The sequence below is a fragment of the Desulfovibrio sp. UIB00 genome, from assembly GCF_022508225.1.
Classification (GTDB): domain Bacteria; phylum Desulfobacterota; class Desulfovibrionia; order Desulfovibrionales; family Desulfovibrionaceae; genus Desulfovibrio.
On the sequence record NZ_JAETXJ010000002.1, the window covers coordinates 583,990 to 599,428 of the forward strand.

The 15,439-nt window shown below is 58.1% G+C and carries 14 protein-coding genes; 2 read left to right on the forward strand and 12 right to left on the reverse strand.

The genetic code is table 11. The features are described 5' to 3' along the window. Positions 1-92 precede the first annotated feature (92 nt). Positions 93-1,151 carry a selenide, water dikinase SelD gene (gene selD, locus JMF94_RS05560; protein ID WP_240824180.1) on the reverse strand — a complete coding sequence of 353 codons (1,059 nt, stop codon included), beginning with the start codon at positions 1,149-1,151 and terminating at the stop codon, positions 93-95. A 168-nt stretch (positions 1,152-1,319) separates the two neighbouring features. On the opposite strand from selD, the gene JMF94_RS05565 reads away from it, so the two are divergent. Beyond that, positions 1,320-2,021 (forward strand): M15 family metallopeptidase, encoded by a 702-nt coding sequence (locus tag JMF94_RS05565; protein WP_240824181.1) that lies wholly within the window; start codon positions 1,320-1,322, stop codon positions 2,019-2,021. Between the two features lie 95 nt (positions 2,022-2,116). Next, complete coding sequence (locus JMF94_RS05570) at positions 2,117-2,986, forward strand: formyltransferase family protein (protein WP_240824182.1); 870 nt, start codon at positions 2,117-2,119, stop codon at positions 2,984-2,986. Here JMF94_RS05570 and JMF94_RS15130 read toward each other — a convergent pair. The 11 genes from JMF94_RS15130 to JMF94_RS05625 all read right to left on the reverse strand — a co-directional run bounded on the left by JMF94_RS15130 (position 2,967) and on the right by JMF94_RS05625 (position 15,203). After that, the gene (locus JMF94_RS15130; protein ID WP_240824183.1) at positions 2,967-5,369 is read right to left on the reverse strand and encodes an MFS transporter; all 2,403 of its coding nucleotides are present in this window, start codon (positions 5,367-5,369) and stop codon (positions 2,967-2,969) included. The two genes, JMF94_RS05570 and JMF94_RS15130, sit on opposite strands and share 20 nt — an antisense overlap. Before the next feature lie 9 nt (positions 5,370-5,378). After that, positions 5,379-6,524, reverse strand: a complete 1,146-nt coding sequence (locus tag JMF94_RS05580; RefSeq protein WP_240824184.1) for an ABC transporter substrate binding protein — start codon at positions 6,522-6,524, stop codon at positions 5,379-5,381. A gap of 53 nt (positions 6,525-6,577) precedes the next feature. Further along, positions 6,578-6,745: a hypothetical protein gene (locus JMF94_RS05585; RefSeq protein ID WP_240824185.1), complete on the reverse strand. Its 168-nt coding sequence runs from the start codon at positions 6,743-6,745 to the stop codon at positions 6,578-6,580. 11 nt (positions 6,746-6,756) lie between these two features. After that, positions 6,757-8,067, reverse strand: coding sequence for a prohibitin family protein (locus JMF94_RS05590; RefSeq protein ID WP_240824186.1), 1,311 nt, complete (start codon positions 8,065-8,067; stop codon positions 6,757-6,759). Beyond that, complete coding sequence (locus tag JMF94_RS05595; RefSeq protein WP_240824187.1) at positions 8,064-8,555, reverse strand: hypothetical protein; 492 nt, start codon at positions 8,553-8,555, stop codon at positions 8,064-8,066. The genes JMF94_RS05590 and JMF94_RS05595 overlap by 4 nt, the downstream gene beginning before the upstream one ends. Next, a complete protein-coding gene (locus JMF94_RS05600) occupies positions 8,552-10,234 on the reverse strand; it encodes an ATP-binding cassette domain-containing protein (protein ID WP_240824188.1) in 1,683 nt (560 codons plus the stop codon). Before JMF94_RS05600 ends, JMF94_RS05595 begins: the two co-directional genes overlap by 4 nt. Before the next feature lie 282 nt (positions 10,235-10,516). Further along, positions 10,517-11,140: a DUF697 domain-containing protein gene (locus tag JMF94_RS05605; protein ID WP_240824189.1), complete on the reverse strand. Its 624-nt coding sequence runs from the start codon at positions 11,138-11,140 to the stop codon at positions 10,517-10,519. 40 nt (positions 11,141-11,180) lie between these two features. Continuing rightward, positions 11,181-12,314: an ABC transporter substrate binding protein gene (locus JMF94_RS05610; RefSeq protein WP_240824190.1), complete on the reverse strand. Its 1,134-nt coding sequence runs from the start codon at positions 12,312-12,314 to the stop codon at positions 11,181-11,183. Between the two features lie 279 nt (positions 12,315-12,593). After that, complete coding sequence (locus JMF94_RS05615; protein WP_240824191.1) at positions 12,594-13,337, reverse strand: 4'-phosphopantetheinyl transferase superfamily protein; 744 nt, start codon at positions 13,335-13,337, stop codon at positions 12,594-12,596. Between the two features lie 3 nt (positions 13,338-13,340). Then, entirely contained in the window at positions 13,341-14,057 is a 717-nt protein-coding gene (locus JMF94_RS05620) for an alpha/beta fold hydrolase (RefSeq protein WP_240824192.1), read from the reverse strand. 9 nt (positions 14,058-14,066) lie between these two features. Further along, the gene (locus JMF94_RS05625) at positions 14,067-15,203 is read right to left on the reverse strand and encodes a KamA family radical SAM protein (RefSeq protein WP_240824193.1); all 1,137 of its coding nucleotides are present in this window, start codon (positions 15,201-15,203) and stop codon (positions 14,067-14,069) included. Between the last annotated feature and the right edge of the window lie 236 nt (positions 15,204-15,439).

Sequence of the window (15,439 nt, forward strand, 5' to 3'; positions counted from 1 at the left end):
AAAAGACCGAAATCACCATCACGATGCGGAGCGCGCGGCGTGGGGGCTGCATGCGTTGTATGCTCAGCCCTGCCTCCGGGCTGCGCGCTGGGTTAGCGCAGCACCAGGGCTATGCCATCAGGCCTTGGCGTAACAACCTCGCCCACCACGCAGGCCAGATCGCCGCCAGCCAGCAGCATTTCGCGCGCCTGCAGCACCAGCTCTGGCGGCACGGCGAGCAACAGCCCGCCGGAGGTCTGCGCGTCAAAGGCAAGGCTTGTGAGCGCTTCGTCCACGCCGTCTTCCACAAGCGAGGAACAGGCCCAGTATTTTCTGTTCAGGTGGCTGCCTGCGGGTATAAGCCCATCGCGCGCATATTCAAGGGCGCGCGGCATGAGGGGCAGTGCCTCGGCATTCAGTATCACGGTAACGCCCGAGGCCAGTGCCATTTCAAGCGCGTGCCCGCCAAGGCCAAAGCCTGTTATGTCTGTGGCGGCGGCGATTTTGAGGTCGCGCACAACGCCCCCGGCAACGCTGTTGAGGCGGGAGCACCAGCGCGTGACCTCGGCCTCGCTTTCTTCGGCTCCATCCCATCGGGCCTTGACCGCAGTGGCCAGTACCCCAGTGCCCAGCGGTTTGGTCAGCAGCAGGGTCTGGCCCGGTTTCAGGCCATCGTTGCGGGCCATGTGGCTGGGATCAATGATGCCCGTAACCGCCAGGCCGTATTTGAGTTCCTCGTCCTGCACCGTGTGACCGCCAGCCAGCACAGCCCCTGCTTCGTTCATGGCGTCAAGGCCGCCGCGCAGGATGTTTTCCAGTATATGCAGCGGGTCGTCCTCTGCCAGGGCCTGCGGAAAAAAGGCCACATTCATGGCGCTCCACGGCTGGCCGCCCATGGCGTAGACATCCGAAAGCGCGTTGGCGGCGGCAATGCGTCCAAAGGCAAAGGCATCGTTGACAATGGGCGCAAGTATATCCACGGTCTGCACCAGGGCGCAGCCGGGGGGAACGGTCAGCACAACGGCGTCTTCGTTCCGGGCGCGACCAGCCAGAACCCTGGCCTCAAGGTCAGGGCGCGTATCAGACGGCAGGCCGCGTAAAAGTCGCTCCAGGGCCCCTGGAGCCAGCTTGGCGGCTCAACCGGCCGCGCGGGCTTTTTCCAGCAGTTTCATGCTGCGCTCCCTGGTATTTTTGTGTTCATCAGCCAAGTATGCCTTCTTAAAGGTAAAAGGTCAAAATATGACATATTGACGATCGAACCATTATAATGTGCAATACCGAACTGGTGTACTGGGTTTTGCCGTCAGCGCAGGGTGCTGAAAAAAATTGAGGAGACGACCATGATTGCGTGCCGTAAATGCGATCCGCTTCTTTTTTTGCAGATGTTGGTGCTGGCCTTGGGGATGCTGCTTCCTTGGCACGCGCAGGCGGCCATGCACGATGGTTTTGTGCATGTAAGCGACCGATGCCAGAATATTATTCAGGAAATACGCTATTTTTCCTCCTACAACTTTGTGGGAGAGCGCATTAATGGATATCTTGCACCACAGGCAATCTTGACCGAACCAGCGGCGAATGCACTGTGCAAGGCCGCAGCGGCGGCGGAAGAGAAGGGCTATACCCTGAAAATTTATGACGCCTACCGCCCGCAATCAGCAGTGGATCATTTTGTACGCTGGGGCATGAACGCCGCCGACACGCGCATGAAGGCGATTTTTTACCCGCAGGTGGACAAGGCGCGGGTGTTTGATCTGGGCTATGTTGCCACGCGCTCCGGGCATTCGCGCGGCAGCACGGTAGACCTCACCCTCGTTGACAGGATGAGCGGCAAAGAGGTGGACATGGGCACCCCCTTTGATTTTTTTGGCGCGGCCTCGCACCATGGGGCCAAGGGCCTGAGCCCGCAGCAGGAGGCCAATCGGGCTGTGCTCCTGGGCCTTATGGAGAATGCCGGGTTCAAGCGCTATGAAGAAGAGTGGTGGCACTACACGCTTAAAAACGAGCCTTACACGGATACCTATTTCAATTTTGCGGTGGAATAAAATGAGCTTCAGCGCATAACCACGGCATATTTCTTCTTTTCATGCAGAATCTTGCGGCGTAGCATGCTGGGCAATGTTCCACGAAAGGATATGCCGTGAAAGTTGTCGTTTGCGCCAAGAAGGATCTTGCAGGATGTGTCGCCCTTAACAGACTGCTGGCAGCCATTGCCCCCAAGCACGATGTTTTTGTGGTTCTTTCAGATTACGTGCTGGACGCGGAGTGCAGCAATGCCTACGCGGCAAGCCTTGTGGCCCACGAGCGGAACATGGTGCTTGAGCATATTCTGCCCTGGCTGGAAGCCCGCTTTCCTGAGGGCAATGCGGCGCTGTGCCAGACCTATGCGGGCCTGCAAAAACGTTACGGCATTGATATGGAGATGTGGGGACCCATGCGGTCGCCAGCCTCCCGGCAAGCCATGCGCGACCTTGCGCCAGATGTCGTTATCTCTTGCCGGTACGACTACGTTATTCCCCCGGAAGTCATAGATATGCCCCGGCTTGGCACCTATGGCATGCATCCCGGCGCGCTGCCTGATCTGCAAGGCCTGTGCAGCCCTTTTCGGGCTATGGAACATGGCAATGAGCGCTCTGGCTGTACGCTTTTCCACCTTGACGCAGGTCTGGATACCGGCCCCATAGTGGAGATCGGCTGGTGGCCCATCAACTATGACCGCTCCCTGCTGTGGAACTTTGTGCATACCTATTTTGCGGGTATAGATGCCCTGTTGCGGCACCTGCCGGAACTGGAGGCAGGGCGCGAGCTGACAACCCATGTGCAGAGCAGCGAAGGCCGAAAATACTTCAGCTATCCCACCGAAGACGAATTCCGCAGGTTTATCCAGAAGGGCGGGCATATAGTTCTGCCCGAAGATTATTACGAAGTCCTGTCGTGGTTTCTGCCCGGCGGCCTGGGTGATCCCGCCATGCCCGAACTGCGGGCGCTGGTCAGCTCGCTGGAGTCCTGAGCCGCCACATCAGGTGGAACAGCAAGGAAAGCGCGCAGACGATGCCGCCCATGAGCAACAGCGCGCTGGCAGGTGCCATGACGGTTACGGCAATGCCAAATACCACTGGCCCCGCCACCTGCCCCATGCGCTCCAGGCCACGGTAAATCGAGGCTGTCTTTTCGCGGCCCAGAGTTTGCGCCGAGGCAAGAGTGAGAATACAGATCATTGATGCCGGGGCAGCCAGACACTGGGCCAGCCCAAGGGAGATGACCGCAGCGGCGGCTCCAGCCATAGTAGTAGCCGTTGCCGCAATGAGCAGCGTAATGCCGGAGAGCAGACCTGTGAGCGTCAGAAACAGGGATTTGTCTTTTCTGTGATCTATCCATTTGCCAAGCAATGGCCCCGCCGTAATAAAACACAGGCCGTACAGCATGAATATACGGCCGATATCCGATTGATCCACATGGGCGTTTGCAAGCCGCAACGGCAGCAGATAGTGCAAAAATCCGGTCAGGCACATGGCGGCGGGTATGCCCACCAGCCAGAGTATCATGTGCATGCGCGGGTCTTGCAGCAATTGCATGCAGCCTGAAAACATATGCCCCTGGGCAGCGGTCTGCGCACCAGAGCCCTGACAGGCCGCGTTGCCGGAACTGTTTGCTGCGGCCTCTGCGGGGTCTTTGCCAAGCATCACGGTGAACAGCGCCAGCAATATGGTGCAGGAGCCGGTCGCCAGAACGGCCTGAAACGAAACATGATCCGCCAGCATGGCCCCCGCTGCAGAGCCGCAGATGCTGCCGGAAAAAATGCCAGCAAACACACTTGTGAGCCCCGCCCCGGCATTGGCCTTGCCCAGTGTGCCGATCTGCCCGGCCATGAGCACAAGGCCAAAGCCGAAGCCTGTGGCAACGCGCCCCATAATAAGCAGGTGCAGGCTGTTGGCCATGCCGCCCATCATCAGGCCCACAGCCGCAGCCAGAGTGCCGGCGGCAAAGACCTTTCGCCAGCCGTAGCGCAACGAAAAACCGCCGGAAAACAGCAGGGCAAAGCCCGCGCTGACCATTTCTGCCGAGATGGGCAGGCCAATGGCCACATCGCGGCTCAGGCCCATGAACGGCTCGTACAACTGGCGGGCCAGCAGGGGAATGAACGATATGCCCATGTCGTAGCCCAAAAAGAACACAAAGCCCGCTGCCCGCAAAGCCTGCACGGCGAGGGAATGATGGCTGCCCATAAGGGCGTTCGCCGCAGCATCCGGCGGGAGGTTGCGTTGCGCGATTAGGCCCAGCAGCTTTGAAAGCTCCAGCAGCAGCAAAAAGCTGATGAGTAGCGAGGCTCCAAGGTCAAGGGCCAACGCCGATATGCGGGCTGTGATGGCCTGGGGCTGCACGGCCAGTTGCAGACGCAGCACTTCCTGCTTTTGGCGGAAGCGGCTGGGCCAGTAGGTGCTCAGTGATTTTTCAACCGTGAGCGTCGGGTCGGGCACGTTCCCGGCAGAGGCCACAGCCGTGCCTTCAGGCGTTAGCAATTGCGCGCCCGCAAGTTCGCTGTTGGCTGCCAGCAACTGTTCAAGGGCCTGATCTTTGCCGCGCAGGCTGGCGATATCCACGCCTTTGTGGATGAGGTATTCAAAATCGCGCCCTGTGCCTTCGGCGAGGATGTCGGCCTTGGTGCGCACGGCCTGTTTGACGAAGGTATCGAACAGCACCAGCGTACCGCAGGCGTAGAGCAATTGCGATGTGCCGATGATGATGAGCAGCATTCTGGTCATGCCCGAAAGGCTTGTGCCCACCGCGCGTTGCCCGGTCAAGAGGCCAAGACGCCCGGCCAGAATCAGCCCCGCCACAAGGCAGGCCGCTGCAAGCAGAAGGGATGACAGGCGCAGAAAATCTTCCGTAGCTGCATTGATGGGCTTGCCGTCAATGTCCACCAGCAGGTGTCCCACGGGCGTTTTGTTGCTCAGGGGTATGCGCAGTCGGTAGCCATCAGCGGTTTTGATTGCGCCTTGCGGGCCGTCTTTGCCCTCGCTGGTCTGTGAGGTCGTACCGGATGGCAATATGCCTTCCGCTGCTGAGCCCTGAGCTGGCTGGGCATAGAGTGTGGCCCCCCCCGCATCAATAATGGCCACACGTTTGATGCCCGCCGCGCTCTGACCCAGTTCCGCCAGCATTTCGTCCATTCCGGCGAACGAAGGCAGCGGCTTGCCAAAGCGCATGCCGCGTTCAATATCGCGGGCCAGACGTTCAGCACCGCTGCGATAGCCGGAAAGCACCATGTCGGTTGCCAGCGTATTCAGCGTGGAAACCGAGAGCAGCACGTTGAAGCCCAGAGTAACCAGCAGAACTCCAAGCCCAAGCAGCAGGGCATTGATGCGCAGTTTGCGCGTGGCGCGGATAAGCACAGAAAATCCTTAGGGTGTACCGGAGTGCGGCTGGCTGATGGTTTCGTGCAGTTCGTCCGCCGTTACCAGCACGTCAAAGGGAAAATCAAAGCCGATGGCCTTGGCGGTGGCAAGGTTCAGGGCAATGGAAGGTTCGGACTGGTCAAGCATGGGCAATGTGCGCGGCTGCGTGCCGCCCAGTATGGCGTGGGCCTGCCCGGCCAGCGCAATGCCGCTGGGGCCGAAATTCCATGTGGAAAAGCCCATGAGCGCTCCGGCTTTGACATATTCCGAACCATCACGCGCAAAGGTGGGAATCTTCCACTGATTCAGTTTTTGCAGCAGCGGGGCCATGCCTTCGCCGCCGATATCAAAGCAGTTCAGCGGGCCGATAAAAAAGGCGTCCATGCCCTGTTTGCGCAGTTCGTCCAGCCCCTTGCGGCATTCCTCCGTACTTTCGGCAGAGGAGAGGCCATCGTAGAGTACAAGGGAAAATCCCAGCTCCGAGGCAATGGCTTGGGCATCGCCAAGTGCCGCATAGACGCGGCCTTCCTGACTGTTCTGGAACATGATGCCCATTTTGTGAAAGCGCACCACATCGTAAAAAACGCGGTACATGGAGGACCAGCGGTCAACTTCCACCCGGCAGGTAAAGTTGTCCACGCCGGAATCCTGCGCGCTTTTGACAACTCCGGCAGCCACAGGGTCAGCCATGCCCATGCCCAGGATGGGCAAACGGCCATCGTTTACCGCCAGTAAGGCCTTGACCGCCGCCGTGCCCATGCCCACCACAAGGTCAAGATCCTTGCGCTGCAGAAGCTGTTTTGCCATTTCAGGCAGGCGGCGCATCTGCGCTGGTTCCCAGCCGGGGCTAAAGTGCGCATCGGCAGGATATTCGCATCGTATGTCGTCATACTTGCCCATACCTTCGCGAAAGGCGCTCCAGGTGTTGTCGAACAACCAGAACTGCCCGGCCTCGAGATAGCCGATGCGTTTTACAGCCGGATTGGCGCAGGCGGGCTGGCAGAAGACGAAAAACAGGCCGCCCAGAATGAACATGGCAATAATCAGCTTGGTCAGGTGCTGCCAAAGTGCAGCTGCACAAGGGCTGTGCCCCTGCTTGTGCTGCGGGCGCAGCACAAGGCATGGGGCATTGGCTGTAATTGGAAAGAGCATGCCTACTGCGCCGCGTGAAAGAGTGTGTTCATCAGAACCGTATCCGTTGCAGCCTAGCAGTCATTGGGCTTTTTGGGGCTTGAGGCAATGACAAGCAGCAGCCCCACCAAGGGGGTCAGCAGAACACTGGCAAAAAAGTTGCCCCAGAATCCAAGCCGGGAATTGATGCCCAAAAGCCCGACCAGCAGGCTCATGCCCAGTATGAGAGCTAACAGTAGCACAGCGGCCTCCCTTATTGTCTGACAGCGCCGCCACGGTGCGGTTGCAGCAGTGTTTTATTCAACCTCTGAATATAATCCGATACGCTTTCGCCGGGGGCGATCCAGCCTACCCCGGCGGGCGCCTGGGCTTCGGCAGACGCGGCAGAATCCTGCCTTGCGGAGTCGTTACGCGGCCCGTACTTCGGCGCATACTGCGCCCCGGATTGGGACTCGTTCTGGATTTGAGGGCGCAGGCCAGAGTGCGAATTGGGCCGGAACGGGGGCGTTTTGCCGGGTTCGGGCCGCATCTGCCCTGGCTGAACCTGACCCGGCCGCAGGGCATCGGGCCGCTTCTGGTCTGGGCTTTCCGCATCTGTTCCGGGCATATCCGGCTTGGCAGGCGTCTGCTGAGCGCCCTGCACGGAAGCCTTGGGGGCCGCCCCCTGATTGGCCGCTTTGCCAGAGTTTGGCGCATCGGGTGCGCCTGCGCCAGTGGGCGAATCGGCATTGAGAATAACAGGCAGGCCATCCTTGCCGCCGATCACAACCACCTTGGCGTTGGACGATGTGGCAAGCTCCTTGGTGGCCTGAATGCCTTCGTAGCGCAAGAAGTTCTGCGTCATGTTCTCATTGACAAGCGTCTGGTAGGCCTTGATGCCTTCGCCTTCAATGGTTTTGCGGCGGGCTTCCTGCTGTGCCTCAAGCAGAATGTACTTGTAGCGCAGGTAATCCTGCTCCGCTATGAGCTTGCGTTCAATGGCCTCGCGCAGCACTTCGGGCAGGGTGATACTTTTGACCACAAAGCCCTGAATAAGAATGGGGATGCGCCCCATTTCTTCCACTGCGTCCACAAGCATCTGGTCTTGCAGTTCCTGCCGCGCTGTGGAGTAGAGGTCGTCTGGGCGGTAGCTGCCGATGGTTTGCCGCACAGCGGAATTCATGATGGGGATGACGACCTTGTCGCGGTAGAGCGGCCCGATCTCCTGATGCAGGTTGGGCAGACGGTCGCGGATGATCTGAAAACGCAGCGAAATCTGCACGTTGATGGTCAGGCCGTCTACGGTCAGCACGTCGATGTTCTGGGTTTCTTCCTGTACGCGCACATCATAGATATACATGATGTTCCACGGCTGAATAAAATGTATGCCTTCCTCGTAGGTGTGCTGCAACTGTGTGCCGCCGCGAAAGCGCGCGTACAGAACGCCCAGCTCGCCGGGCTTGATGGAAATGACGATGCTCGGCCAGAGAAACAGGAGCAGCAGCGTTGCGATAACGCCCGCGACTATGATCCGCAGGCGATTGCGGCGCAACACTTCCCGTATATTTGCACAGACGCTTTTCATTGGTCCAACCGGTAGGTTTGCTGTGTATATTGCGCGGAGCCGCGCCAGAACATATCAAGCGTATAGTCTATGCACTGCCTTTCAAACAGAATGCAGCGTTCTTTGTCGTCTTCCGTCTGACCCATACAGATATTGTAAAGAATGGGACACATATCAACATTGAGCACAAATTCGCCAAGGTTCGGACGCGAATGGATTCCCTTGCGGGCGAGGCGCACGAGGCTCTTGACATATTTGTTATTGCAAATCTGAATGCGCTGCCCGTAATCGTGGTTTTCTTCGTAACATTTCAGTCTGTTCTGAATGGCTTGCGTGTTTTCCACCGCATTCACTTCAGAGGGCATGGTGTCGCGCACATTGTTGTACAGTTCCCGCACAAATTGGATGTTGGAATTGCCCGTAAGGTCTTTGGCCTCGGTCACGTGCTCTGTATACAGGCACAGCAGAGCCGTCAGGGTGAGGGCAAGCCGCAGAAAATGGCTGGTCATGCCTGCGTCCCTTCGCCAAAGGGCTCTTCCACAAAGCCGCCTTCGCGCATGGTCAGCACTCTGTCGGCCACATGGAAGTAGCGGTCATCATGCGAGATGGCCAGAATTGTACCGCCCTGGCGGATGATATCGGGCAGCAGTTCTTCATAAAAGTAGCGGCGGAAAACAGGGTCGAAATCTGCGGCCACTTCGTCAAACAGGTAGATATGGCGCTTTTCAAGCAGCGCGCAGGCCAGGGCAAGACGTTTGCGCTGCCCGGCAGAAAGATCAAGCGTGGAGAACGTGCCGTCTTCGAGCAGGCTCACCTTGGTTTCCATGTGCAGGGTGCGCAGCACATCCGTGAGCTGGGTCGGGGTGATGTTCAGGCCGAGGGGCCGGGAAAAAAGGTGATAGTCTGTAGGCACAATGGTGAAGAGGTTACGGTAGGATTCCATGTCAACGTCGGAAAGCATGACGTTGTTCAGGAGCATTTCTCCGCTCTCGGGCGCGTACAGCCCGGCCAGCACCTTCATGAAGGTGGACTTGCCCGACCCGTTGCCGCCGCGAATAAACACCAGTTCGCCCTTGCGCAGTTCAAAGCTGTCCACCGCAATGCCGAAAAGCCGTATGCCGTTGCGGTCATGGTAGTCAAAACGCACATCGCGCAGGGCGATGGAGTCAAAAGACGGCACCGTGGGGTCGGCCTGCTGCCAGCGCGCCTTGACTCCCGCGTTTTCAAATGGTTCCGTCACGGCGTCTATCTGCGATTCCACCGCTGCAAGTTCCTGCAGGCTCATTTCTACCTTTGCCATCATGGGCACCGAGGTAATCAGGCTGATGAGCGGGCTCAGGCTGAACATGCACAATACGAGCAAGGAGGAAGTTTCCGACGTTTCGAGGCTCAAAATCTTGGGCATGATAAAAAGTATCAGCCCCAAAATCAGCAGATTGAACATGGCGAAAAATGATATGCCAAGGGCGTGCCTGTGTTCGGTCGCGTCCCGGGCTTCTGATGCCACAGAAAGGTCGGGGATGATCTGCTCGCCAAACAGTGCTGTGGTCCTTGGCTTGTGCATCTTGAGTTGCAGCAGCCCGGCGTAAAGGTCGCGCAGGCCCGCGCAGAAGCGCTGGTCGGCTTGCATGGCTGGCCCCATGTGCGCATGCACCTTGTTGATAAGGTGCAGAAAAATCCAGAACCCCATGGCAAGAAAAAGAAAAACACCCAGCGTACCGGGTATGGAGACAGTTGCCATTTTGGCAAAAGAGAGCACGACCATCACCGTATTGGCCGAGGCAGCCACCAGCATACGGGCCGCTTCAACCACCATTTCGCGTCCGTCAAGCAGGGCGGACTGGATACGGTTTTTGTCCAGTTTTTCATATTCCAGTAGGGAAACGCCGCGCAGCTTGGCGGCAATGCGCATGCGCCATTCCATGATGCCGCGCAGGGCAATCTGTGCCGAGCGCCCTGTGATGTAGCGGAAGAGAAAATAAAAGGAGGCGAGACTCACCAGAAAAGCAAGAAAGGTGCTGAATTCCAGCCCGTCTTCAGAAAGCTGCTGCAAGCCCTGAAGCACAGAAAAAACGGCAAGCCCCTGCATGATGCCTGAGCCGAGGCAGGCGGCGGCAATTTTTTTGCCTTCCTCGCCGGCCTGTTCCCACAGAAGTTTCAGAAAAAGCGATTCTTTCAGTTGCAGCATGTGGTTCTGTGGCCCCGGTGTTCAGGTGCGCCGCGCATTACAGCATGTCCGGCGGTCTTGTATGCGCCCCTTTGCAGTGCAGGGACTCTGACAAATCAATAGGTAACGCTGCCGCAACGGCAGCCACGCCTTTGCCAAGGCCAGGAGCGTACGCTCTGTCAGCCCGCTTCGGCATGCGCACGGCTGGGTACGGCAGGCGTAACAGCCAACACTTCCGTAAGGGCCAGTTGCCCGGCCCATACGGAAGGTTCCGATTCCCGAAACCGTCAGAGATCGCCGAAACTAGGCCGCGTTGGTGTCCGCTTCTTTGGCAGGGGCTTCAGCGGCGGTTTCGTTCTTGGCTTCCTTTTTCATCTTGTTCTTGATCTTGCCGACAAAGGTTTTGCCTTCTTCAACCTTTTCCTTGAAGTAGGTCTTGGCTTCTTCGGTATTGAAATCAATCAGGTTGCCGCCCTTTCTGAAGTGGCGGTCAAAAACCCAGCCAAGGGCATAGGTGCTGGCGCCGCCCATGATGCTGATGGTGGCCGCGCCAGCGGTGAAGCCAATGACCGGAATGCTTTTCAGCAGCGAGGCGGCCAAGGGCACGCTTGCCGTGGTCAGCAGGCCGCCGCACAGCGAAGAAATGATGGATTTGACGCGTTCCTTTTTGAATTCAACGCCGTGGGCCTGGGCCAGCGCGTGAATAAGCTCAATCTGGAGGGCGGAAAGGCCCAGAAAATCTACAAGGGGGACCGGCACAAAACCAATGCCGATAGCGCCGTACACGCGCTTGCGGATGATGGCGTCCACCACTTCTTCCGAAGGGCAGGCGCGTTCGCACGTTTCCGTTTCAGCAGCGGTTTCGGCCTGGCAGGCCATCTGATCTTCAACGCCGTCGACCTTGTTTTCCAACGTATCTTTTGTCATGTGCAACCTCGTTGTGACCGGTTTCAGGGTTACGGGAATTTTATTGAGCAACGGCCGTTTTATCAACGCCCGCCAGTGTGACGTCAAAGAGTTCGTCTGCCGAAATGAGCAGAATCAGCGGTAGATCCATGCCCATCTTCTGGGCCGTCACCAGATTCAGCGCAATCTTGGGCGTGTAGGCCGCAGTCTCAAGCTGGGCATTAGGCGGCAGCAGGCCAAGCTGGGCGGCAATATGGTCAGCATAAAATTTGCCAAGGGGAACATAGTCAAGGGTCGAAAGCCCCATCAGCGCGCCCCTGCGCACGTGTACGCTGCCGTCGCGCGCAAAGGTCTTGATGTGGTGGGCGTTGAGCGTGTCAAAGATGGCCTGCGGGTTGGCCTGCGTCCAGTCAAAGCAGTTGAGGGCCGAAATGTAAAAGGCATCCACGCCAGCTGCCAACAGCCTGTCCACGCCTTTGGTGCACGATTCCATGCTCTCCGCCTTGTCCAGAAAGGGGTACTCCACAAGAGTAAAGCCGCGCTCGCGCGCAACCTCGCGCGCTTCCCGCACGTTGGAGTATGAAAGTCCCTCGGGGCTGTCGTGATACATGATGCCAAGGCGAAGAAAGGGCAGCGCCTCATGAAACAGGGCAAAGACCTTGAACCATTTGTCCTTGGTGTAGCGGATGGTCAGGTTGGCGGCGCCCTTGCCGGTGGCGCGATCCACAATGCCAGCGCCTGCCGGGTCTGCCACGTCAACGCTCATGATGGGCGTTTTGCCGTTGTTTTCGGCAAGCAGGGCCTTGGTGGCCTCTGTTCCCATACTGATGATGACATCGATATTCGGATTTTGCATCAGTTTGCGGGCCTCTGCGCGGTAAACGCTCTCAGAGGCATCCCAGCCGGGGCTGATGTACAGCTCGTCCGGCAGGGTAATGCGGTCGGCAACCCCGCGTTGCCGCAGCGCTTTGATGATTTCTTTTTGCAGCAGGGTAAACTCCCAGTACGGTCCGGCTTCAAAATAGGCCGCAACCTTGAGGCGCGAGGCTTTGGGCTGGGAGGGCGCCGGGGCTGACGCTGTCATCTGTTCCACAGGCTCGCGCTGGGGGGCCGCCTGCACGTTTGCGCACAGGAATATTGCGCAGCAAAACGCTGCGGCAAGTGTGGCGAAGAACGATCCGAGGCGGCTGCTCATGGAACAAAATACCCTATGATGCGTTCTTGGTGACACAGTGGATCCGCCGCTCGGCGGTCCTGCCCAAAAACTGGAGTGGATTTTTTCCAAAATCCGTGTGGAGCAGACAAACTTTGTTATGGCAATCTGCGCTATTGGCGGTGTTGGGCCACACGGATTTTCATCCGGGCGCAACGCCATACGCGCAGGTTTCAACATATCAGAGGAAAAGCGGTATCGTCCACATGAATTTGGGGCGTGCATCGGCATTTCTGCATGTTTTTTGGCGGGTTGCAGGGATCAACGGGCAAGGCAGACCACAACGTCAAGGCAGGAGCTATGAGCCGCCACGCTGCACTGGTAATCCTCTGTTGTTCTGATGTCGAGGCTTGTCCATTGCCCGCCATCCTCAAGCATTGTAGCTGTGCCTTGGGCGGCGTTTGCAGTGAAGGATGCTATCCAGCCGCTGTCTTGCGGCCCGGTGTTTACGCTAAAGCTTTGCAGGGGAATGCTCAGGCCCATGCCCACAGCCTTGATTATGGCCTCCTTGCGCGTCCAGCAGCGGTAAAAGGCCGTTTGCAGCTCCGCCTGGGGCAGGGACAGCAGGTCTTTTTGCTCCTGCGGGTGCAGCTGGCTGGTCAGCTCCGCCGCATCGGGCAGGGGGCGCATGCTTTCCACATCAATGCCCACGCTCGCGCATCGGCAAAGGGCCACCCATACCATGCTGCCCGAATGGCTGATGGAAAAATCAGCGGATACTCCGGGGCAAAAGGGCTTGCCATAAGGGGAGCGGGCAAACTCTGCGACGCAATCCTGCCCAAAGGCGGCGCGCAGCAGACGCCGCGCCAGCGCCCTGCCTGCCAGATGCCGCGCCGCATCTTCTATATGCAGATAGCGTCCGGCCTCTTGTTGCTCCTGTGGGGAGGTGTGTAGCGCGCACTGGCTGGGCCATTCAGCGATGTTTTCAAGCTCCAGGCCAACACACAGGATGGACTTTTCCGGGGCGGACGGTGCGCGCCAGTTGCAAAAATGTTGCGCCAGCACCGCCTAACCCGCCGTATGAAGGGCGCGCGCCATGTGGTCTGCCAATTCCTGCCAGTGATCCTGAACGTAAAAATGGCCGCCGCTGAAGGTGCGCACCGTGCATTGCGCATCTGTCAGGGTTTGCCAGTGCAGGGCGTCAGCCTCGGTAACGAGATCATGGCTGCCAATGGTGGTGTGGATGGGCAAGGGTAACGGGCTGTAGGGGGCGGGCTGCCATCCTTCTATGGCCATAAAGTCAGCGCGGAGCACAGGTTCAAGGTAGTTTCTGAAATCCTGCGACTGCGCAATCTCGGGCGGAATGCCGCCCATGCGGGCCACGTAGTCCCACAGCGCGCCTTTGGGGAGCTGATCAACAGGGGATGAAATCCCGGTGCGCATCCGGCCTGGCGTGGTGGCGGACGAAATGAACAGGGCCGTAGGCAAGGGCAGCGCCGCATCGCAGGCAAAATGCGCGCAAAGAAAGGCCAGCATCCCGCCCATGCTGTGACCGAACAGGGCATAGGGGCCAGTGTGGGCGGCAGAGCGTATCTGTTCCAGCAGGTCGCGCCCCATGCTTTCCATGCTGGTAAGCAGCCGTTCCCGGCAGCGGCGGCCTTTGCCTGGCAGTTCCAGAGGTCTTACGGTGATCCATGCCGGAAAAAATTCGTTGAACCTCGCATAAAAGGCGGTATTGCCTCCGGCGTGGGGAATACAGAAAAGTGTTGTAGCCGTGTGTTGCATGTGTTGCGCCTACAGTTCAACCCATCCGGCATCGTCATCAAGCTTTTGGATGATGATGCGCGAGGCCTGTTCTTCGTGCCCGATGCGGGCATGCATCTGCTTGAGAACAATATTGCCCTCGCTCATGCCGCAGATTTCCAGCTTGCCGATGTCGTGGCCGATTATGTACTTGAAGCGCTTGCCATAGCCGCTGAGTTGCGCCTTTGCCTTGTCCACAATGGCGATGCCCTGCTTGAGCGGCAGTTGAAAATGGTGCCGCACTCGTGAGACCGGCATGCACTGGTACAGATAATACGGGTTCACACCAATGGAAAGCAGACGGTTCATCAGTTTGACAATGTCTTCCGTACTGTCGTTGACGCCGCGCAGCAGCACCGCCTGATTGTTGATGGTGGCCCCGCACAGGCGCAGCCTCTTGATGGCCTCGGCCGAGGTGAGCGTGATCTCGCGCGCATGATTGTAGTGCGTGGCAATGTACAGAGCCTTGCGCTCAGCAAAGGTGCGCAGGGCGTCCATGAGGGTGTCGTCAAAGATGCGTAGCGGATATGTGACCGGAATGCGCGTACCGATGCGTACAAAATCCACATGGTCGATCCCGGCCAGCCCCTCCAGCATTTTTTGCAGCACCGGGGTTGCCAGCGTCAGGGGGTCGCCGCCGGAAAGAATGACGTTGTTGATCTTGGGATGGTCGGCAATGTATTGCAGCGCCCCGGCAAAGTTGCGCAGGGTCTGCTGGCTGGAGTGTCCTACAATGCGGCGGCGAAAGCAGTGGCGGCAGTGCATGGCGCAGCATTCTGTCGTGACCAGCAGTGCAGTGCAGTCGTATTTATGCAGTACGCCATTGCCCTTGTCATGCTTGTCGTCGCCGTAGGGGTCGGCAGTTGTCGCGCCCATGGATCCGGCAACCACCAGTTCTTCCGCATCAGGGAAGCACATACGGCGGATGGGATCGCTGGGATCGTTTTTATCTATAAGGCTCAGATAATAGCGGGGAATGTTGACCGGGTGCACCTTGGCGACTTCACGAAGCGTCGCTTCCTCCTGTGGACTGAAGGTGGCGTATTGCTTCAACTGGTCGATGGTGACGACATTGTTGGCAAGTTCCTTTTTCCAGTCTAGGCATTTCCAGCAAGGTTCAGCTTCCATTATCCCGGCCTCTGTTTGCGGATGGATTTTCTGTTGTTCAGATGTTTTTGGCGTGCCTGAACACCCCGGATATTGTGTTGTTGTTGAAGAAGTGCATTCAATATCGGGGTTTCGCCCTGCTCAATAATTTATGACAAAAACTGTCCAAAGTATATGTAAAACTTGCTAATATGCAGGCTGTGAGCTATTTTGCCCACCATGTTGCACTAAGCGTATTAAAGCCGCAGCGGGGGACG